The sequence below is a fragment of the Candidatus Glassbacteria bacterium genome (assembly GCA_019456185.1).
In the GTDB taxonomy this organism is placed as follows: Bacteria; Gemmatimonadota; Glassbacteria; order GWA2-58-10; family GWA2-58-10; genus JAJRTS01.
Genome location: VRUH01000009.1, coordinates 71,561 through 92,439 on the forward strand (window position 1 = coordinate 71,561; position 20,879 = coordinate 92,439).

Below are 20,879 nucleotides of genomic sequence, written 5' to 3' on the forward strand. Positions count from 1 at the left end.
TTAATAGCCCGGCGGCAGGGGCGTGTCAATAAATAAACGGCAGCTGTCGATCACCGGTGCCGCCGGCTGACTCTTGTCAATCTGCCCGGTGTCTACAGCCTGACTCCCTATCCGCTGGAGGGAGTGGCCACGCTGGCGGGGTACTATGCCTGGAACAGACTGGCGCCCACCGCGAAAGGGAAAGAAGCCTGCTGCGAGGACGGTGAGGACTGCGCGTTCAGGGATTTTATCGAGAAAGAGGGCAAGGGCGAGCGGTTGGAGTGCGCGACCGGGTTCCGGGACGGCAACTCACCGCGCAGACAAGCTCGAACGATATAAGTGACGGCCGTGTGCTCTCGCCGGACCCGTCGCAGCCGCTTCCGCCCCACGGCTGACCCGGACAGTCTTACGTCAAAGCACTTTTCACTGCAATCCTCCGTCCTCACCCCAGCTTGAACCCCTTGGGCACCAGCACGATCCCCGAATCGCTCAGGATGAAATGCTCGCTGTCGTGCTGCGGGTTCAGTCCAACCTTACGGCCGGGCGAGATCACCACGTCCTGGTCGATCAGGGCGCGGCGCACGCGGCAGTTGGCCCCGATCCGTGTGCGGTGCATGATAATCGAGTCCTCGACCTCCGCGCCGGGACCGATATAGACTCCCGGCGAGAGCACGCAGTTACTCACCTTGGCCCCGTCGATAATGCAGCCCGGGGAGATAATACTGTTGCGCGCCGTGCCCTGCCGCCCCTGCTTGTCGCCCTCGGGCTCACCGTGGATCATCTTGGCCGGCGGATTCTGGGCCATGTAGGTCCGCAGCGGCCAGGCCGGGTCATAGAGGTCGAAATGGGGTTTGTGACTGAGCAGGTCCATGCTGGCGTCGAAATAATTCTCCAGGGTGCCGATATCGCGCCAGTACATGATCTCCCCACCCGAGTCATCGACAAAATTGTACGAATAGCAACGGTGGCCGCCGATCATCGAGGGGATCACGTCGCGGCCGAAATCGTGGCTGCTGTCGGTCTTGGCGTCGGCGATCACGTTGCGCACCAGCACGTCGGTATCGAACACGTAAATCCCCATGTTGACCCGCGCGTAACCCTCGCGGGTGGGACTGGGCTTTGGTTCGGCGGGTTTCTCCTCGAAATCTACAATCCGGCTCTCGTGGTCGGCCTGCAGCACTCCCAGCTTGCCGGCGGCCAGCGGGATTTCCACCTCCACCGTGGCCACTGTCAGTTCCGCCCGGTTGGCCAGGTGGGCGTCGATCATGTCCGAGTAGTCCATCCTGTAGATATGGTCTCCGGAGAGGATCAGCAGGTAAGGCGGCCTGATTTCCTCGAGCAGATGGAGGTTCTGGAAGATCGCGTCGGCCGTGCCGTTGTACCATCGCTCGTGAAGCTGGTGCTGGGGCGGGACTGTGTCGATATATTCGCCCAGATCGCGGCAGAAGAAATTCCAGCCTTCCTTGAGATGGCGGTCGAGACTGTTGCTCATGTACTGGGTCAGCACCTTGATCCGCCGCAGGCCGCTGTTGAGGCAATTGGAGAGGGTGAAATCGATAATCCGGTAAATCCCGCCGAACGGCACCGCCGGCTTGGAGCGGCTCTTTGTCAGCGGATAGAGGCGCTCGCCCTTGCCGCCGGCCATGATGATTGTCAGCACGTCCCGTTTCCCGTCACGCATTGTCTCTCTTCATCCTTTATCTGATAGGGTTGCCTCAGGGACCTGTCAGAACTCGTAGATACTCTCGCCCAGGGCCTCTTTCACTTTCTGCTTGAGTTCGCTCAGGTCGCTGCTTTTGATTACGTAGCTGTCGGCCGCCCAGCTCATGAAATTGTCCTTGTAGCTGTCGTAGGCGCTGTTGATAATCACCGGGATCTTGTTGTCGCGGCCCAGGAACTTGCCCAGCGCCTCCACCCCGTCCATGCCGGGCATCTTGATATCCAGGATCACCAGGTCGTAGTGCTCGTGCTCGAACTTGCTCAGCGCTTCAAGCGCGTCGGGGGCGGTGTCCACGTGGTACCCTTCCACTTCGAACTCGGTCTTGTAGAGCATCCTGAGGTTTTTTTCGTCATCGACGATCAGCAATTTCTTCATGTTCGGCCTCCTTGAAATCCGCCTGGGTGACAGGCAGCGTGATATGGAATACGGTCCCCGGGCCGTCGTTACTCTCCACCGTGATCTTGCCTCTGTGGTTATTCACTATCTGGCTGCAGATTGTCAGTCCGAGACCGCTCCCGCTGCTCTTGGTGGTGAAAAATGCGGTAAACAGCTTGTCGCGCTCCTGGTCGCTGACCCCGACCCCGGTATCGGCGGCGCTGAGGGTGAACATGTCGCCCTCCAGCCGGGAGGAGACTGTCAGCGTGCCGCCCTCGGGCATGGCCTCCAGGGCGTTGCGGAAGACATTGAGCAGTACCTGGCGAATCTGATCGGCGTCGAGTTCCACCTCCGGCGGATTGGGCATCAGGTTGTCGACAAGCTCCACGCCGCTTTCCTCCAGCTCGGCGTCCATCATCATGAACGTATCTTTCACCAGGCGGTTGGGGTCGGCCGGGCGGAACACGGGGTTGTTGTGCCTCATGTAGGTCAGCGTGTCCTTGAGATAGCGCTCCAGCCGGTCCGTTTCTTCGACTATTACATCGGCTTTTTCGCGGGCCGGATCGCCGTCGGGCAGTTCGTGGGCCAGGTAGCGCGCGAACCCGCCGATCGAGACCAGCGGGTTGCGGATCTCGTGGGCCACGTGGGTCGCCAGTTGGCCCAGGGCCGAGAGCCGCTCGGCCTGGACCAGCTTGTTCCGGCTCTCTTTCAGGTCGCGGTAGGCGGTATTGAGCGCCTGGATTTTTTCTTCCAGGCTCTGATACAGCCTGCTGCGCTCGATTGTCTGGCTGGCCAGGTTGGCGAACATCCGCAGCATGCTCACCGCTTCCTCGTCGATCGGCCGGTTGTTGATCATGTTGTCGGCAATCAGCAGCCCCACGCTGCGGTATTCGCAGACAAGCGGGACCACGGCCAGGGTGTCGCTGTTGAGCTGGGCGGCCAGCTCCGGCGAGAGCACGCCCATGTCGACTCCGTTGACCACGTTCAGCGATTTTTTTTCTTTCAGCGCGACTATCAGCGGGTTGGAGTCATCGGCGAGCGGGAAGCGGAGGTTGCGCACCACGCGGTTGACATGGCTGTCGCGGTCGAGCCCGCTCTGTTTGTATGCCTTGAACAGGTCGCGCAGGGTCTGGTATTTGGAGTGGACCTCATTCCAGATCCGGCCGGCCTCGGATGCGTCGCTGGGACCGATAGCCAGTTTACCGACCAGGGCGCCTTCATCATGGTCGACCAGCAGCAGGAAGGCGCGGTTGAATCCCAGGCCCTGGCTGGCGGTGACACCGATCAGGATGATCCCCAGGGTCTCGTCCAGGTCCTTGCTGGTGAGCAGGGCCTCGCTGATCTCGTTGATCCGCGAGAGGTCGGCGATATTTTCTTTCAGAATTTCTTCGAGACGGTCACGGAGAGTGACGTCACGGAAGATAATCAGCCGCCCGGTGATCCCGCCATACTGGTCGTTCAGCTCCGTACTGGTGGACTCGACAACCAGCCTTTCGCCGCGCGCGTTGACCAGGTCAGTACTGTAGTGTTTGAGTTTCCCGTCGGAAGTGAACTCCACGCGGCCCATCTTGCTGGATTTGACCACCTCGTCCTCGGGCGGCACCAGCCCGTCCAGGGGCTTACCGAGCATTTTATCCTTCGAGTAGCCGAACATTTTTTCCGCGCCCTGGTTCCAGGTTTTAACCTTGGCTTCCTCGTCCAGCACGATCACCGCATCGGTGCTGTTATCGATGAAAGCCGCCAGGTAGTGCTCGTTACGGCGGATTTCGCTCTGCAGCTTGCGTTCGCGCGAGAGAGTACGGACAATCGAGATTACGCCCTCGGGGTTGCCGTCCTCGTCGTAGAGGTAGCTCATGGTCAGGCTGGCCGGGACCTCGGAGTTTCCGCAGTTGAGGTACGTCTCGTAGTCTTCCACCGACCCGTCGCGTTCGGCCAGGTAACTGATTATCTGGCCGGCCTCGCGTTCGCCGCCCAGGAAAATATCTCCGGCGGTAACCGGTCCCTCGGCGGTGCGCTCGTGAAGGCCCAGGACATCGTCGGCCGCGCGGTTGGTAAAGGTCAGCCGCCCGCTCATGTCGGTGGTGAAAATCGGGTTCGGGGTGGTTTCGAGCAGACGGGTGAGAAAGCCGCGGGTGCGGTCGATTTCCTGCTTGAGCTGGGCCGGCCGGCTCACATCCTCCAAGGTCTGCACCGCCCCGTGGATCTCCCCGTCCGGGCCCATCAGAGTGCTGACTCTGCCGCGGAAACGGCGGGTGATTCCCCGGCGGTCGGTATAGTCGAACTCGTGGAGGCTCATTTCCACGGGTTCCTTGAGCGCCTGCCGGAACTTGCGCTTGATCTCATCGGGCGCGGCCGCGGCGTAGTCGGCGAACAGCATCTTGCCCATCGCCTCCTCGGCGGTGATACCGGTAATCCGTTCCTGGCCTCTGTTGTAGAGTACAATCTTGCCGGTGCGGTCGGTAACCATCACTCCCAGCGGCAGGCTGTCGGTCAGGAATTCGCGCACGACCTCGTCGAGGAAACTGTCCCGGCCGGTTCCCGCTTCACCGTACCACTGGATCAGATAGGCGGCGATTAGCTTTTTACCCCCGGATTCCTCATCGCCGTACCAGGGAACCAGCATCCACGAAGAGAGAATACGGTTGCCCTCGGTGTCCACGATAGTCAGCCGCTGCTTTCCTTCCGGAGGCGGGCAGAGTTTCTGGTCGTTCAACTCCTGCGGGGCGATACAGGTAAACGGATGCCCGACCAGCTCCTGCCAGGTCGTGCGCAGCAGCCCGGTCAATTTGAGACTGGCGCCCAGGATCATGCCCCCGGAATCCAGCAGGACGATTGCCTCGGAACTGGTCTGCAGAACCAGCCGGAGCAGGGTCACCTTATTTGTGGTCAGGGAAGCCATAGTGACGGTTCCAGGTTGTCGAAAACGGCGTCGTTCTGCTCACACTGCTCCAGGAACTTCCAGTCGGCGTCGCCCGTGCTGCCGTCGCGCTCCAGACGGCCGAACATCTCGTAGAGCCGGTCAAAGTTCTCCGAGTGGCGCGCCACCCGGGCCTCTGCATAGTCACGGGCGCTCCAGGTGCTGATCAGGAACTGCCAGTCGCTGCTTTCGAGCAGCAGCAGTTCACGGCCGAGCTGACAGGCCACCCGGTGGGTCTGCTCGCTGCTTTTTTCGCTCAGGCCGCGGGCGACCTCGCACATGCGGTCCTCGCACTGGTAGATATGGCGCCAGGTCCAGCGGTTCCAGTCGTTGAGCCAGATATAGTGGAAACCGCCCTCACCCCAGCTGCCCTCGGGCAAGCCGACCACCGTGGCGGGATCGGCCCGCTCCAGGAAATCGGCGCAGGAAGTGGGCTCCACGTCCGGCGAGCCGGCCACTTTGGCCAGCACCTTGTCCAGCCACTGCGGGCCCTCGAACCACCAGTGGCCGAACAGCTCGGTATCGTAGGGCGCGGTAATCATCCCCTCGCCGCCGGTGGAGGCCCTGTGCTCGCCGAGGATTCCGGCCAGCAGGTCCACGAAGTGGCTGGTCTGGTTCTCCAGGATCTCATCGACCCGGCCCGGCTCGTACTCCTGCTTGTCGGCCAGATCGGCCTTGGAGGAGGTGACCCGCCAGTAGCGGTGGCCGCCGGGGAAATGCTTCTTGTGGAAGTCGAGAAACGTCCCGTCGCCCGGGTACCCGTGCTCGCCGCTCCAGACCTGAAGGCCGCTCTTGGGGTCGCGGGTGAAAAAGGCCACCGGTTCCTGGTGGCCGGGGTCGCCCACCAGGTAGGGCAGATACGGGCTGTATTCCTCGCTCTCTTCGCGGGGCTTGTAGGTCTGCTCGAACTGCTGCCAGAGTTTCTGCAGCGCCTCGAACCGGTCGAGATAGACACCGATCGCCCTGCCGCCCTTGAGCAGGTGGCTGTCGACGATGAAGTATTTGATTCCAGCTTCGCTGACAAGCTGTTCCACACCCTTGCGGGTCACCGGCTTGGTCGGCCCGTAACCCTCATCGGCCAGGGGACTGGCCCATTCATAGGATGGGCGGTAGGCGCACTCTGGCAGCCAGGTGCCCGCGGGGTCCGTACCGAAATGCTTGCGGTGGGTGGCCGCACCCAGCTTGAGCTGGGCCCTCACACACTCGTCGCGGGAGAGCAGGGGAAGGTAGCCGTGGGTGGCCGCGCAGGTGATAATCTCGATCGCTCCCTGCTCCTGGAGTTTCCGCAGCGCGCCGGGGATATCGCAGTCGAGTTCCTCGGTGAACAGGCGTTTCTGGTGCCGGTAGAAATCGCGCCACATCACCGCCAGAACTGCCTTGTGACCGTCGTCCACCTTCTCGAACTGATCCCTGTTCTCCTCGGCGGCGGCGATTTTTACGTCCAGGTACTCGACAAACGAACTCTTGAACCGGTCATCGGCCAGTTGTTCGGCCAGGATCGGAGTGACTCCGAACGTGATCCCGATCCGGCCCTCGCGCCTGCCGGCGGCCCGGCGGAATATCTCCACCAGGGGCAGGTATGTTTCAGCCGCGGCCTCGTTGAGCCAGTCCATGCCGTGGGGCCACTGGCCGTGGGAGATTACGTAGGGAAGATGAGAATGAAGTACGAAAGAGAAATAACCGTCAGTCAAAGCCAGCTCCTTTGGGATTGTGACCGGGTTTCAGTTCAATCGCTGTCATTCCTGGTCAGATAAACAGCCAAAACTCCCGCGGCGTCAGCCCGGCCCGGAAAACCAGTTCACGCGGGTTGCGGACAGGGGCTGCGGAGGGAATTCAGATATCGGCCTGCCGAAGGTACTCCGCTGCTTTTTCCGGAGGCGTGGGGTTGATATACAGCCCCGTACCCCACTCGAAACCGTGGGTTGTTCCCAGCCGCGGGATAATCTCGATCTGCCAGTGCCAGTCGTACTTGAGAGTTGACCAGTACCCGGCGCGCTTGGGGCTTTGGCCCGTATTGGGTCCGGAGTGGATAGTGAGGTTGAACGGCAGATCGCCGAACAGGGCGGCCAGCCTGCGCATGGACTCGTCGAGGATTTCGGCGGCCGGCCGCAGCATCTCGTCACCCAGGGCGGAAAAATCGTGACTGTGGGCCGTCGGCAGGATCGCCATCTCGAACGGGAAACGCGAGGCGTAAGGGATGTAGCAGACGAAATGGTCGTTCCGGGCCACGACCCTGCCGCCGTCGGTCAGTTCCTGGTCCAGCAGGTCGCAGAACAGGCAGCGTTCCTTGTTGTGGAAATGCTCCCTGGCGGTGGCCAGCGCCATGGCGGCGATCCTGGGGATCACGGGCATGGCCAACAGTTGCGAATGCTGGTGGTTGATACTCGCCCCGGCCACGGCGCCGTGGTTTTTGAAAATCATGATGTAGCGGAAACGCTGATCGGCCATCAGCTCCCGCAGGCGCAGCCGCCAGGTGCGAATCAGGTCGGCAAGGTGGTCCACGCCGAACTGGTGGAACAGGACATGGTGTTGGGGGTGTTCGACCACGATTTCGTGGGCGCCGATCCCGTTGATCCAGTCGTAGACCCCGAACGCGCCGCGCTCGACTTCGTTTTCGTCGGTGGAGAGTATGGGGTACTTGTTGGGGAACACCCGCTGTTTCCATCCCGGGCGGTCGGGATTGGTGCCCTCGCGCACGGAATAGATTTCCGCCGGAGTCCGTCCCTCCTGCCGCTCGCAAAACGGGCAGACTCCCTCGTCGTAAGGTCTGTCCGGGATATCGTAATCCCCGGGGCCCCTGGCTCTGTCAACGGTGACTATCACCCATCTGCGGTGTACAGGGTCGTGCCTGAACTCTGCCATCGTTCAACCCTCCTCCCCTCGACAGGCATCTTCGATTTCTGCTATCGAACACCCTAAAGTTGTCTCCCGAATCGTTATTTTAAGGATTCCCTTTATTATAGTACATGATAGGGGGCTGGAGTGTCAATACAGTGGTCCGGAGTGAGACGATAAATTGTTTAACTGGAAAGTGTTAGCGCAACAGAAAAACCGGCTTTCCGTCCGGGTGCGATTTCGAGGGGCCAGACCGGCACCAGGCAGGTGGCCTGGTAGGTGCGGTCGACCCCGCCCTCGCTCTGGCTGAGCGTGTACACCGGGTACTGGTAAACCGCCAGCGGCGGCCGAGGGAACGCAAACTCCAGGTTCCAGCCGTCGCGCCTGTTATAAACCGTCAATTCCCGCACATTTTGAAGCTCGAAGGGGTCGCCCAGGCCCAGCGCCTCTTCTCCGCCGGAACGCAGGTACACCGCCGGGTCGCCGGGACCCAGGACAGTCAGGTTGAAACTTACCGCTGCAAACAGGATGACCTTGCCGGCGGAGCGGTTCCGGAGCGTGATATCGACTCCGATCCTGCCGGAGTCCCGTTCGAGAGCGATCCGCTTACGGGCCTCGATAGCCGCGTAATCGCCGTCCGGCTGGACGACCCTGCCCCTGCGCGAGAGGACCAGCGATACCTCGCGGCCGCTGCTGCGCGGTCCGGACGCCTGCCAGGGTCCGAGCGCGAAATCGCCGATATCCTCGGGCTCGCCCCTGGACAACTGATCGGCCCCGGCGGGCGGAGCGGCGAAAAAGTGGAGGCGCAGCATCCGTCTGGTCCAGGGATCGTAGACCAGCTCCGACGGCTGGATTTTGTCCTCGAAATGGCGCTCGTGGATACTGGCGTGGCCGCCGTCGCCGTGGTCCTCCTCCTCGCCGCCCTCCACCATCCGGTAGTGGTAGGCCTCGGGACGGCGCGCCAGGGTATCGGTCAGATTGAACTCGGCTGCCAGGGAGTCCAGCTCGGCGATAATGCCCCCGTCGGATGGCTTGATAATCAGGTTGAGCCGCCGGTTGGCCAGGATGATCTCGTCCTGGCCGTCGTGGTCCACATCGGTTTTTTCCACCCGCAGGGAATTGTCGCCCGCCGAGCGCAGCGCCATTTTTTCGGCGCGGATCAGGTTGCTGAAAATTGCTTTGCGCAGGTGGGGCAGGTAGAGCCCGCCGAATATGCCGTGCCAGTAAGCGCAGTTGGTCTGGCCGCGCCAGAGATGTTGAAGCGCCGCCGGCGGTTCCGGCCGGTTGTAGGCGCCGGGGGCCAGCGTGGCGGCCAGCCGGTTGCTGACCTGCCACATCCGGCCGTGCATCCAGCCGGACTCCGGGTATTTGATCAGGAAGTTGCGCCAGAAGCTGCCGCGCAGGAACGGAAAGAACTCGTCCAGTCCGCCCTGACGTTCCAGCCGGGCCTGCAGCTTGTGGAACCGTTCCCCGGCCGATGCCGGCAGTGACCAGCCGCCCATCTCCATGTAGCTGGCCGCGGGCAGGTAGACCTTGCCGCCGGGTGGAGAGCTGTCTATCACCTGGCTGAAAGTGGTTGTCTCCAGCCAGTCGGAATTATCGCAGAGCGCCGTGAAAAAAATATTCAGCCATTTCTGAGTGTAAACCCGGTCGAAAGTTCCCGGCCACATGCCGAACTTCTCGCCGTCATCGGCCAGGGTCAGCACCGAACCTTCGGGGAGTTCCGCGGCCTTGCGGCGGAAAAAGGCGATCACCTCGCTTACCTCGTGGAACGGGATCATGTAGCGGAGCTGCTGGCTGGTCGGGAAGATCGCGACCGTGGCGCCCTGGTCCTCGCTGAGGTAATAGCCGGCCAGCCGCTCGGGGTCGAACCCGGCGGAGAGGAAATGGTAGTCGTCGACCGTGGTGTATTCCAGGCCGGCCTCGCTGAGCAGCGACGGCAGATGGGGTTCCCAGATCCTTTCGGTGAGCCATCCTCCGCGCACGCTGGCGCCGAAATGACGTTTGAGGTAACGGCTCATGTAGCGGATCTGGCCCACGGCGTCGCGGCGGGGCACCACCGGCAGGATCGGCTCGTTGTAGCCGCCGCCGGCGATTTCGGCCTGGCCCCGCCCGGCCAGCTCCCGCACCAGGCTAAAGAATGACGGGTCGTGCTCCGATATCCATTCCAGGAGCGGTCCGCTGTAATGCAGCACCACCTTGACCGCCGGAAACCGGGCCACTGTCTCCAGAAACGGCCGGTAGCTGAGGTCCATCCCGCGCTGGAATACATGGTTGAAATTGCCCACCGGCTGGTGGCAGTGCAGGCCCAGGATGAATTTTATTTTCGCGGCCAATCCTCGTACTCCCGAGTCAGAATTCGTTCGTTGAAAGCGGCGGTCCACCGGATATAAAACGGTGTGACAGGAATAGTGATACATTAATTTTATTCTGCCGTTTTATCAATGGAAAGCAACATGCACCGGCGAGGCCAGGTTGCCGCTTGACAGTCCGGTCGGCCTGGTCTATAATAGATTCATCCGGCGCAAATTGCCGACAGATAGCCCGATATCATTCACTTCCGGAGCCTGCCACGAGCACGATGAACAAAATCAAGTCGGATGTCGATGACCTGATTGAAGAGACCCGGATGCGGGAGCTCGACGACGGTCAGGTCGAGTGGCGGGTGCGCAAGTTCACCCAGATCTGCGAGCGTGAAATCGAGACCGGGGTCAAGAACGTGCGCAAGCGCAAGATGCTGCTCGAGCGCCTGCAGATCATGAAATGCCTCTACGACCACTCGTCGGTAACCCATCCCTCGCGTGGCGGCGGAGAGCGTGGCGAGGACGGGGCGCAGAGGCTCAGGCGACTGCAGAATATCGTCCGCCGCCGCCGGATGGCCCTCGAAATGATCGAGCGGGTGGACACCGGGGTGGTCGGGAAAATCCGCGAGGGCCTGGAGAAGGAATTCGCCGTCGCCGGTCATACCGGACCTGTCGGCTTGCCCGCCGACAGTGCGCGCGACGCGGAGCTTACCCACAGCGCCCTCAATCGCCACCAATGGTATTTTCTCTACTTCAATCTGTTCCTGCTCGCCTTCCTGATCTTCACCCTCCTGCTGGTTGTGGACTAGGTTTCTATTGACTTGAACCCGCCCCGTCCCTTAATTTGCGAACAGAGGGGACGCCCGGGTCCGTGGGCGGTAAATCCCTGCGTTTTAGAGTGTCAAGCGCCGGAAAAAAGGGATTACGCCCCGCGCTATTTGTTACCGCGAGACGCACATGCGGCGGCGGCGGCGACGGCGACTTCCCCCTGGTTACGGCGAGTCTGGAAAACACGAATTCAGGAACGGTGATGAGTTACCGGTGCTGGTTTCACTGTATCAACCCGGAGTGCGGCGAGGATTACCCGATTAATTCGGTAATCTACCGCTGCGAAAAATGCGACAGCCTGCTGGAAGTGGCCCACGACACCGCCGAACTGGCCCGTCGCGACGGGGCCTACTGGCGCGACCTGTTCGAGCGGCGCTACAAGGTTTCACAGTGGCCCCACGGCAGCGCGGTCTGGGGCAAGAAAGAATGGGTCTGCCCGGCGGTTGATGGCGAGAACGTGGTTTCGATGTACGAGGGCGGGTCCAACTTGTTCTGGGCCGAGCGGCTGGGCCGGATTATCGGCCTGGAGGACTTGTGGATCAAGCTCTGCGGGAACAGCCACACCGGCAGTTTCAAGGACCTGGGGATGACCGTGCTGGTGAGCATGGTCAAGCAGATGATTTCCGAGGGCGCCAAAATCCGCGCGGTGGCCTGCGCCTCCACGGGTGACACCTCGGCGGCGCTGGCCGCCTACTGCGCCGCCGCCGGGATACCCGCGGTGGTCCTGCTGCCGGCGGGCAAGATCAGCGCCGCCCAGCTGATCCAGCCGATCTCCAACGGGGCGATCACGCTGTGCCTCGACACCGATTTCGACGGGTGCATGGCGGTGGTGAAAGAGCTGACGAAAGAGAACTGGATCTACCTGGCCAACTCGATGAACAGCCTGCGGATCGAGGGCCAGAAGACCGTTTCGATCGAGATCGTCCAGCAGTTCAACTGGGAGGTGCCCGACGTGGTAGTGATCCCGGGCGGTAACCTGGGCAATGTCAGCGCGCTGGGCAAGGGGTTCGAGATGATGCTCGAACTGGGACTGATCAGTAAACGGCCGAAAATAGTCTGCGCCCAGGCGGCCAAAGCCAATCCGCTCTACCTGAGCTACCTGAAAGGCTTCAAGGAATTTGAGCCCGTGGAAGCGGGCAAGACCCTGGCCAGCGCGATCCAGATCGGAAATCCGGTGAGTATCAACAAGGCTATCGCCGCACTCAAGCGGTTCGACGGGATCGTGGAGCAGGCCACCGAGAACGAGCTGGCCAACGCCAGCGCCCTGGCCGACCTGACCGGACTCTACAACTGTCCGCACACGGGAGTGGCCCTGGCGGTCACATTCAAGCTGCTGCGCCGGGGGAAGATCAAGCCCGGCGACCGGGTGGTGGTGATCTCCACAGCCCACGGTCTCAAGTTCAGCCAGTTCAAGACAGACTACCACCTGCGCCGGCTGGATGACGTAGCGTTCGACTATGCCAACCAGCCGGAGGAAATCCCCGCCGACCTGGATTCGGTCAGGAAAACCCTGGACCGCCGTATCGGCGCGTGGAAATCGGTTGAGTTGGACTGGAGCCGGTGGGAGAGTTAAAGCCGGTAAATTCTGAGAAGGAAGGGCGGCAAATGAAGCTGATGGATTTCGTCTGCCCGAGCTGCATCGCAGCCGAACTGGACGAGACGGACAAGGAGAAAGTGCTCCGCCGGATGGTGGACATGCTCGCCGAAAGCGGCTTTACCGAAGATCCGGCCAAGCTGCTGCACAGCCTGCTGGAACGCGAGAAAATCATGACCACCGGGATCGGGCACGGGATCGCTGTCCCGCATACGGTCTGCGAGGATGTCAAGGCCCAGACAATCGCGCTGGCGCATATTCCGCAGGGGGCAGATTTCGACTCGCTCGACCGCGAGCCGGTCTTTTTCGTCTTCCTGCTGGTCGGGCCGCCGTCAGCCAGCGCAACTCATCTCAAAACCCTGGCCCGGATCAGCCGTCTGGTCCAGCACACCGATTTCGTCAACGCGATTAAGCAGGCGAACGCTGTCGACGACATCCTGAACATACTGGCCGAGGAAGATGGCAAACACTCAGGGTAGCGGCCAACTGCTGATGGTGTTCGTGCTGAACCGGGAGGAGATGCTGGAGGAAATCCTGTCCGGTTTTCTCGAAATCGGCATCAGCGGGGCCACGATACTGGACAGTATGGGCATGGGCCGGATCCTGGCCTACGATATCCCCATTTTCGCCGGGCTGCGCGGTATCCTGGCCGGCGGCCGTCCGAACAACAAAACGATCCTCTCCCTGCTGCCCGACCGTGAGACCTACGAGAAGGCGTTCGAGCTGATCGAGGATGTCTGCGGCAGTCTCGATGATCCGGGAATCGGCGTGCTGTTCGCCCTGCCGGTTGTTGACGCCCGCGGGTTCCTGAAGAGAGATTAAAAAGCAGTTATACCCTCCGGCTTATTCTGCTCTCCATTTTCCCGTCTGGTACCCGATGACCGAAACCACCCGCACAGTGATGCTGATCCTGCTGCTGGCCTTTATCGCGCTGACCGGCGGGCGGCTGATCCTGCGCAAGCGCACCCGCCAGGCTGTCCCCCTGCTGCGCCTGCACACCGCGATGTACCTGGTCGTTGGCGTGGCTCTGGGCCGTCACGGGCTCGGTCTGCTGGCGAGTGAGACGCTGGTGAATCTGGAACCGCTGCTGCAGTTGGCCCTGGGCTGGGCCGGGCTGATGTTCGGACTCCAGTTCAACAGGCGCTCGCTCCGCCAGTTCCCGCCCAGCTGGGCGGCGGCGGCCGGCTTGCAGGCTGTTGTCACCGTGCTCGTGCTGGCGCTGGTGATGGGTTCGGCATTTATCCGCTTTTTCGACTGGGAGGGCGCCCGGTTCTGGCTGGCGCTGCTGCTGGTTACCGTGGCCGGCGCGGCGTCGAGTCCGGCAGAGCCGGCCCTGGCCGCATCGGGTTCAGGCCGGATCCGCAAGCGGTTCGCCCAGTTTGTCAACTACGCGGCCAGCCTTGATCCTGTCCTGCCGATCGTAATCCTGGGCGCGGCCGCGGGCTGGTTCCATGCCGGCGGGGGAGGGTTGGTCCCGGCGCTGGAGTGGACTGCGGCCAGTATCCTGACGGGCTTGGCGATGGGGTTCATGTTCTACTCTTACGCCCGCCACAAGCATACGGAAAAAGAGCTGGCGATGATGATAATTGCGTTCGCGATCCTGGCCGGCGGGATAGCCGCCTACCTCAAGCTCTCCAGCCTGCTGATCAGCATGGTGATGGGCGTGCTGGTGGGCAACAGCCTCAAGGACACCGGCGAACGGGTGTTCCGGGTGCTGGTGGTCCGCGAACGGCCGATCCTGGTGGTACTGCTGGTGATTGTCGGCGCCTCGTGGGACCCGGTGCGGATAGCTGATCTGGTGCCGGTGGCCGCCTGCCTGATGATCTTCCTGGCGGCGCGGGTCGGCGCGAAGTTGATCGGCGCGTTCCTTTTCTCCCCGCTGGTGCGTGAGGAGATGGAGGGCGCCGGCGCCGGCGGCGGACTGGCGCTGATCGGCCAGGGCGGGATGAGTATCGCGCTGCTGGCCAACCACCAGTTGCTCTTCGTCGGCTACGGCGCCGCTGATGCGGTCACGATCGTGCTGGCGGGACTCGTGATCGCCGAGGCCGTGGCCGCCCACGCGGCACGGTTAGCCCTGGAGCACAGGCGAATCGAGGCGCGGAAGGAGGGCGGCTCATGAGCAGGCTGTTCGGACTGGCCGCCCTGGCGCTGCTGATGGGGCTGATGTTCTATCTCCCGCAGCCGGAAACAGGCGGCGCGCCGCTGTCGATGACGCTGGGGTTCCTGCTGCTGGCCGGATTTGTCTGTGGCAAGCTGGGCAACAGGATCGGCCTGCCGGGGATTACCGGCTACCTGATCGCCGGGATCGCGATGGGTCCCTCGCTGCTGGGAATCATGGACCACGGGGACGTGCGCAACCTGGAGCTGATCAACAGTTTCGCTCTGACCCTGATCGCGCTTACCGCCGGGGGAGAGGTGAACCTGCGGCGGATCGCCCGCAGTATCCGGGCGTTCCTGATGATGATCGCGGGGCAGGTGGTGATCACGTTCGTCGGAGTACTGGTGCTGATGGCCTGGGCGCTGCACTATTTCCCCGGCGAATTCACCTTGCAGTTCTCGGGGCTGGTTGCCGTCGGGGCGCTGTTCGCGGTGACCGCGATCGCCAACAGCCCCAGCTCCACCATTGCGGTTATTGTCGAAACCGGCGCGAAAGGCAGGATGACCGAGCTGACCTTGGGAATCACGATCATCAAGGACATCATGGTGATTGTCGCGTTCGCGCTCACGTTCGGGTTTGTGACCCAGATTCTCGATCCATCCCAGGCCGGGCAGGGTAATAATATCGCCGCCGAATTGAGCTGGGAAATCGGTGGTTCGATCACCTTCGGGATCGTCCTGGGCGTGCTGATTATCGGCTACATGAAATATCTCGGCACCGAGCTGCCGATTTTCATTATCGCACTGAGCTACCTGGTGGCGGTGGCCAGCAGGGCGATGCACCTTCACGGGCTGCTGGTCTGCATGACCGCCGGCCTGGCGGTCAGCAACCTCTCCAGCCGCGGGCATTCCTTTATCGCGGCGATCGAGAGAGGCTCGCTGCCGCTTTACGTGCTGTTTTTCGCTATCGCCGGGGCCGGGATCAATTTCAACGTGCTGGCCGAGGCCTGGGTGCTGGTGCTTGTCCTGACCGTCTCCCGCCTGGCGTTCACCTGGTTCGGCACCCGGCTGGGCGCTTCCGCCGCCGCCGAGGAACCCCTGGTGCGCGACAATATCTGGATGGGTTTCCTGACCCAGGCCGGCATAACGCTCGGGATTGCGGTGATTGTCGCCGATAATTTCCCCGGCTGGGGCGTCACGTTCAAGAGCGTGGTGATCGGCTCGATAGCCATCTTCCAGGTGATCGGCCCCGTGCTGTTCAAGTTCGGCCTCGTCCGCGCCGGCAACATCCCGAAAAAGAAAAACTCTGTTTGATTCCCGCCTGATTTTACACGCCTGATTTTTTTTGCTGAACAATCAGTCCTCGCCGAAATCCGTAAGCCCTCGTCCCGCGTGGGTAAGAGCCGTTTCACATCCGAAAAAATCCAAAATATAGCAAAAATATTTTTACGAATATTAATATAACGCACAGAACGCACCGTATTCGCTGGATTGTAACGGGTATCGCTGTTATTTTAAGACGCAACTTGATTGATGGCGAAGATTTCAACCCGGAGCCTCCATGCAGGCAGAACGTTATCTCGAATTCAAATCGGTCCGTCAACTGCTGGAGTGGCAGCGCAGCGAGACCCATCCGGCCCTGCAGGTAATCGTGCTGGCCGCCGCGCGCTGGCACTGGCTGGCTGCCGCAGGACCGGCGGTTGTCACGGCGCTGCTGCGCACCCCCCGGGAGCAGAAGGCGATCTATCCGGCCAGCTCCGGCGGGCGCAGCCCCCACGAATTCGGCCGCGCCGCGGACCTGCGTGTCAGCGCTCTCACTCCTGCCCAGGCCGAATCCTGGGCGGACTGGATCAACAGCGCGTTTGCCTACCGCGGCCGCTCCGGGTTGATGACCGCGCTGGTCCACGAGGTAGGCGGACGGGGCAGGCATCTTCACGTGCAGGTGGGTCCCGGGGAATCCTCCCCGGAGTCGGAAGTCAACACAACCGCGGCGCCGGTGGTCTAGCTGGCGCGCACAAGGAGGAAGGATGTCGAAAAAGATCGTGATGCTGATCGGGACGATTCTGGGCAACTGCCTGGTGATCGTGCTCTACAACCTCTGGCCGGACATACCGCAGGATGTCCTGCTGTGGGCGATCGGCGGAATCTCGAGCACGGGGATCGGCGGTGTGCTCGGGCAGGGTTTCGCCGACGGGCTCAGCCGCGGGCTGACCTCCAGCCAGGGCAAGCGGATCATGGACAGTCGCCTGGAAAAAAACTCTTCGGCCCCCGTCGAACCCCAGGGGGCGGAGTGATCGGAATCGAGGCTGGCCCGGGCAGGCTGACCGGCAGACTGGAGACAGGCCCTCTCGATTTCTACGCTGGCGTCCAGCGGCACAGCGAGCGCGGGAAGAGATGGCTGGCGGGATTTCGCTGGCAGTTCTGAGGGCACGGCAATCTTAACTGGAAAAGATGGCGGGTGCGCCGGGGACAGGCCACACCTCGATCCGGCTAAAGGTCGAAACTGAGGGCGCATACCTCACGAGGTCGGGTGACAACAGCGTCCGGCGCGCCCGCCGAGAAAAAGGCGATGGAAAAAACGGATAGCAGCCATCTTAGAAATTGTCCCAAGGAAGGCCAACTGGCGAGAGTCGCAACCAAGGTCGAGGCGATCGAGCAGCGCATGGGGGATATCTACTCGGCCCAGCTGCACACGGTGGACCGCCTGGACAAGCTGATCCCGGCCGTGGCCCGGCTGGAGGTCAAGGCCGGGGTGTGGGGCGGAGTCGGCGGACTGGTGGCCGCGCTGGTGATGGCGGGTGTGGCCGTACTGGCGAAAATGTGAATCGGAGCGGGAGGTAATCGCAAGTGACCGGGGAAGCAGCGCAGCCAAACAACGAAATCCGGATGACCGAACGTCTGCTGGCCCATCTCAAAATGGGCGGTACGCGCAAGGGCGCGTGCGGCAGCGCCGGGATCAGTTTCCGGGAGCTGTGCGAGAGGATGGAGGCTGACGGGAAGTTCGCCGGGGCGGTGGAGGAGGCCGAATGCGAGGGCCTGGCCGCCGATGAGAAGCGGCTGGCGACCAATGTGGAGGACGGCGACCGCCGGAGCCTGCTGTTCCGTCTGCGGCGGGCCTACCAGGGCGAGAAAAACGGCAAACGAGCTGGGGTGAGAAACGCGGATGAATCGACGCGCAGGGAATACGAGCGGATCGCGAACGAGATCGGCGAACTTACGGAAAAGGATCGGAAAAAGATGGTTGAAGCTGTACGAGGAAATCGAGAGCCAGCCGGAGCCGTTGCGTAGGAAACTTTGGGGACGGCTGGATGTCGGGCTGTTCGCGGAGCACTTCTTTCCCCACTACTGCCGCCGCCCGCCCAACTCGTTCCACTACGAGATGTACGACCTGCTGAGCGGAATGATCCACAGCGGTGGAGGCAAGCGCGTGGCCGTGGCCGCGCCCAGGGAAAGCGCCAAGAGCACGATCGCCACGATGTTCCTGCCCCTGTGGTGCATCTGCTATCCCGAGATCGCCCGCAAGCGCTATATCCTGATCGCCAGCGACACGGCCACCCAGGCCGAGCGGCATATCGGGGATATCAAGATCGAGCTGGAGGCCAACGAACTGCTGGCCGAAAGTTTCGGCTCGCTGACCGGGGCGGGACCGGTGTGGAAGAAAGAAGAGATAGTCGCCAACAGCGGGGTTAAGCTGACCGCGCGGGGTACCGGCGGCAATATTCGCGGCCTGCGCCATCGCCAGTACCGCCCCGATCTGCTGATCGGCGATGACCTGGAGAACGACCTCAACAGCCAGACCCCGGAGCAGCGGCGGAAAATCTCCGACTGGTTTTTCAAGGCTTTCAGCAAAACCGGAGGCAAGAACGTGGACATTGTCGTGATCGGTACGATCCTGCACTACGAGAGCCTGCTCTCCTCACTGCTGGTTAATCCGGCGTTCGAGAGCCGCCGCTACCAGGGCGTGATCCGCTGGAGCCGGGCGCAGAAGCTCTGGGAGGAGTGGGAAAATATCTATACCGACACCTCGCTTGACTCCGCCGGACGCACGGCGGCGGCCGAGGAGTTTTTCGCCGCCCACGAGCGGAGGATGACCGCCGGGACCGAGGTGATCTGGCCGGAGTACCGCAGCTACCACGACCTGATGAAGCTGCGGGTGGCCGAGGGCCCGGCCAGCTTCGACAGCGAGATCCAGAACGAGCCGGTCAACCCGCGCGACTGCCTGTTCCGCGAGGAATGGTTCAGCTTTTTCGACGAGGACGAACTCGACACCTCCAGCCTTCAGATCGTGGCCGCGGTCGATCCCTCCCTGGGCGGAAAGAACCGCCACGACGACCCCTCGGCGGTGATCTGCCTGGGCCGCGACGAGGCCGGGGCGCTCTACGTGCTCGACGCCGATATCGAGCGGCGGCGGCCGGACGTGATAATCGAGGACGTGCTCGAACTCTACGCCAGGCGGCGGCCGCTGGTTATCGGGGTCGAGACGGTTCAGTTCCAGGAATTTTTCAAGGACGTGCTGCTGCACCAGGCGGCCGCGCGCGGGATCTACCCGCCGGTACGGGGAATTAAACAGCACACCGACAAGACACTGCGTATCCAGCGCCTGCAGCCGCTGATCAAGAGCGGGCGGCTGAGGTTCCAGCGCAGGCACCGGGCGCTTTACGACCAGTTGCGCTTTTTCCCCCGCGCCGGCCACGATGACGGCCCGGACGCGCTGGAGATGGCCGTGGCGCTGATTGAAGAAACCGCGGGCGGCGAGCGAATCCGCTTCGACCGGCCCCAAACCGGAACGCAACAACTGAAGAGGGTATTCGGCTGATGGCAAACGATGGCAGGAAACGCAGACGGAGAAGGAAGAGACGGCCGGTGGTGACCGCGGTCCGTCACCGCGAGCTGACCAACCCCTGGAGAGACGGGCTTGGTTCGATATTCGGCCGCTGGGTCGAGAACCCGGACCGCACCCTGGAGGACCACAGTACCGAGGGCCTGAGCCTGTACAGCGAGATGCTGCGCAAGGACGCCCAGCTGGCGCTCTGTTTCCGCCAGCGTGCGCTGAACGTGATGGCCCAGGGCTGGCGGATAATCCCCGGCGGCGACACGCACGAGGACCACGAGCGGGCCGCCTGGGTGGAGCGCGAACTTCGCCAGGTCAAACAGTTCCATATCAGCCGTACCCGGTTTTTCCGCGGGATCAGCCACGGGTTCGCACCGGCCGAGATCATTTTCACCCGGCGCGGTGATGGCACCCTGGGGATCGACTCGTTCCGTACCCGCGACCCGGAGCGCTTCCGCTTCGACCCCGACGGCGGCCTGCTGCTGACCGACATGCCCTGCGACCCCCGCCGCCTTCCCTCGTGGAAATTCGTGCTCAACACCTGGGGTTCCGATGAAAGCTCCTACGGCCAGGGCCTGCTGCGCGAGATCTATCCGCTCTGGTTTTTCAAGAACAACGCGCTCAAGGAACTGGTGCGGTTTGTGGAAAAATTCGGCGCGCCGTACCTGTGGGCAAGCTACCCGCGGGGAACCTCGGGCCAGGAGCAGGACGCGCTGCTGGATGTACTCAAACTTATGCAAAGCAACACAGTGGGTATCGGACCCGAGGGCACCGAGTTCCAGATCAACGAGATCGGCCGCCAGGGTGTGGTCGAGGTGTTCCGCTTCATCATCAGCGAGTATGTCGACCGCCAATACGCCAAGGCCGTGCTGGGCCAGACGCTGTCAACCGAGAGCGAGAGCGGCACCCACGCCCTGGCCAACTTTCAGCGGGTGTCCCTGCAGAACATCATCAAGGACGACAGCCAGTGGCAGCAGGAACAGCTCGACGGGGTGATCCGCACACTGGTGGAAATCAATTACGGGCCGCTGCCGGCCGGGCGTTATCCCACCTTCCGGATCGCCTATGAGGAAGACCGCGACCTGGCCGCGTATCTCAAGGCCGTGGGCGTGGCGGTCAACGAGCTGGGTCTGCCGGTGGGCGAGCGCTGGCTGCGCGAACAGATCGGGTTCCCCGCGCCGCGTGATGACGACAGTCCGCTGGCCGGGTCCGGAAATGCAAAAAGCGAGGAGGAAGCCGAATGAATGACAAGCTGCTGAGCGACGAACTGATCGACGGCTGGTGGGACGTGGCCCGGGCCGGTAAATGGCGCGGCAGCGCCGCCGGCGCCCCGTCGGAGATCGAGGTGACCGATGAGGACCTGCTGAGGATGGTCGAGGACTACAACCCGAAACTGCAGG

General features: G+C 62.4%; 18 protein-coding genes and 1 pseudogene (1 of these 19 cut by a window edge). 13 read left to right on the forward strand and 6 right to left on the reverse strand.

Annotated features, from left to right (window positions below; translation table 11 throughout):
* The first annotated feature begins 123 nt into the window (after positions 1-123).
* Positions 124-318 (forward strand): hypothetical protein, encoded by a 195-nt coding sequence (locus FVQ81_05330; protein ID MBW7995990.1) that lies wholly within the window; start codon positions 124-126, stop codon positions 316-318.
* Positions 319-421: 103 nt separating this feature from the next.
* Here FVQ81_05330 and glgC read toward each other — a convergent pair whose 3' ends face one another.
* From glgC to FVQ81_05360, 6 genes are all read right to left on the reverse strand, one after another.
* Positions 422-1,660, reverse strand: a complete 1,239-nt coding sequence (glgC, locus tag FVQ81_05335; GenBank protein ID MBW7995991.1) for a glucose-1-phosphate adenylyltransferase — start codon at positions 1,658-1,660, stop codon at positions 422-424.
* A 45-nt stretch (positions 1,661-1,705) separates the two neighbouring features.
* The gene (locus tag FVQ81_05340) at positions 1,706-2,074 is read right to left on the reverse strand and encodes a response regulator (protein MBW7995992.1); all 369 of its coding nucleotides are present in this window, start codon (positions 2,072-2,074) and stop codon (positions 1,706-1,708) included.
* The gene (locus tag FVQ81_05345; GenBank protein MBW7995993.1) at positions 2,049-4,973 is read right to left on the reverse strand and encodes a PAS domain S-box protein; all 2,925 of its coding nucleotides are present in this window, start codon (positions 4,971-4,973) and stop codon (positions 2,049-2,051) included. The genes FVQ81_05340 and FVQ81_05345 overlap by 26 nt, the downstream gene beginning before the upstream one ends.
* Complete coding sequence (locus tag FVQ81_05350) at positions 4,961-6,682, reverse strand: DUF1957 domain-containing protein (GenBank protein ID MBW7995994.1); 1,722 nt, start codon at positions 6,680-6,682, stop codon at positions 4,961-4,963. The genes FVQ81_05345 and FVQ81_05350 overlap by 13 nt, the downstream gene beginning before the upstream one ends.
* A gap of 142 nt (positions 6,683-6,824) precedes the next feature.
* A complete protein-coding gene (gene galT / locus FVQ81_05355) occupies positions 6,825-7,853 on the reverse strand; it encodes a galactose-1-phosphate uridylyltransferase (protein MBW7995995.1) in 1,029 nt (342 codons plus the stop codon).
* A gap of 158 nt (positions 7,854-8,011) precedes the next feature.
* A complete protein-coding gene (locus FVQ81_05360; protein ID MBW7995996.1) occupies positions 8,012-10,246 on the reverse strand; it encodes a DUF1926 domain-containing protein in 2,235 nt (744 codons plus the stop codon).
* A 161-nt stretch (positions 10,247-10,407) separates the two neighbouring features.
* Here FVQ81_05360 and FVQ81_05365 point away from each other — a divergent pair, with 161 nt between their 5' ends.
* The 12 genes and pseudogenes from FVQ81_05365 to FVQ81_05420 form a co-directional block, all read left to right on the forward strand.
* Positions 10,408-10,938 carry a hypothetical protein gene (locus tag FVQ81_05365; GenBank protein ID MBW7995997.1) on the forward strand — a complete coding sequence of 177 codons (531 nt, stop codon included), beginning with the start codon at positions 10,408-10,410 and terminating at the stop codon, positions 10,936-10,938.
* A gap of 221 nt (positions 10,939-11,159) precedes the next feature.
* The gene (gene thrC, locus FVQ81_05370) at positions 11,160-12,530 is read left to right on the forward strand and encodes a threonine synthase (GenBank protein ID MBW7995998.1); all 1,371 of its coding nucleotides are present in this window, start codon (positions 11,160-11,162) and stop codon (positions 12,528-12,530) included.
* A gap of 32 nt (positions 12,531-12,562) precedes the next feature.
* Positions 12,563-13,030, forward strand: coding sequence for a PTS sugar transporter subunit IIA (locus tag FVQ81_05375; protein MBW7995999.1), 468 nt, complete (start codon positions 12,563-12,565; stop codon positions 13,028-13,030).
* A complete protein-coding gene (locus FVQ81_05380; GenBank protein ID MBW7996000.1) occupies positions 13,011-13,373 on the forward strand; it encodes a hypothetical protein in 363 nt (120 codons plus the stop codon). Before FVQ81_05375 ends, FVQ81_05380 begins: the two co-directional genes overlap by 20 nt.
* A 55-nt stretch (positions 13,374-13,428) precedes the next feature.
* A complete protein-coding gene (locus tag FVQ81_05385; protein MBW7996001.1) occupies positions 13,429-14,670 on the forward strand; it encodes a hypothetical protein in 1,242 nt (413 codons plus the stop codon).
* Entirely contained in the window at positions 14,667-15,962 is a 1,296-nt protein-coding gene (locus tag FVQ81_05390) for a cation:proton antiporter (protein ID MBW7996002.1), read from the forward strand. The genes FVQ81_05385 and FVQ81_05390 overlap by 4 nt, the downstream gene beginning before the upstream one ends.
* A 247-nt stretch (positions 15,963-16,209) precedes the next feature.
* Positions 16,210-16,653 (forward strand): M15 family metallopeptidase, encoded by a 444-nt coding sequence (locus FVQ81_05395; protein ID MBW7996003.1) that lies wholly within the window; start codon positions 16,210-16,212, stop codon positions 16,651-16,653.
* Positions 16,654-16,675: 22 nt separating this feature from the next.
* Positions 16,676-16,942, forward strand: coding sequence for a hypothetical protein (locus FVQ81_05400; GenBank protein ID MBW7996004.1), 267 nt, complete (start codon positions 16,676-16,678; stop codon positions 16,940-16,942).
* Between the two features lie 236 nt (positions 16,943-17,178).
* The gene (locus FVQ81_05405; protein ID MBW7996005.1) at positions 17,179-17,472 is read left to right on the forward strand and encodes a hypothetical protein; all 294 of its coding nucleotides are present in this window, start codon (positions 17,179-17,181) and stop codon (positions 17,470-17,472) included.
* Between the two features lie 339 nt (positions 17,473-17,811).
* On the forward strand, positions 17,812-19,464 hold the full coding sequence (terL, locus tag FVQ81_05410) for a phage terminase large subunit (protein MBW7996006.1): 1,653 nt from the start codon (positions 17,812-17,814) through the stop codon (positions 19,462-19,464).
* Positions 19,464-20,723 carry a DUF935 family protein gene (locus tag FVQ81_05415; protein MBW7996007.1) on the forward strand — a complete coding sequence of 420 codons (1,260 nt, stop codon included), beginning with the start codon at positions 19,464-19,466 and terminating at the stop codon, positions 20,721-20,723. Before terL ends, FVQ81_05415 begins: the two co-directional genes overlap by 1 nt.
* Positions 20,720-20,879, forward strand: a pseudogene (locus FVQ81_05420) (hypothetical protein); it runs 914 nt beyond the window's last position. The gene FVQ81_05415 and the pseudogene FVQ81_05420 overlap by 4 nt, the downstream one beginning before the upstream one ends.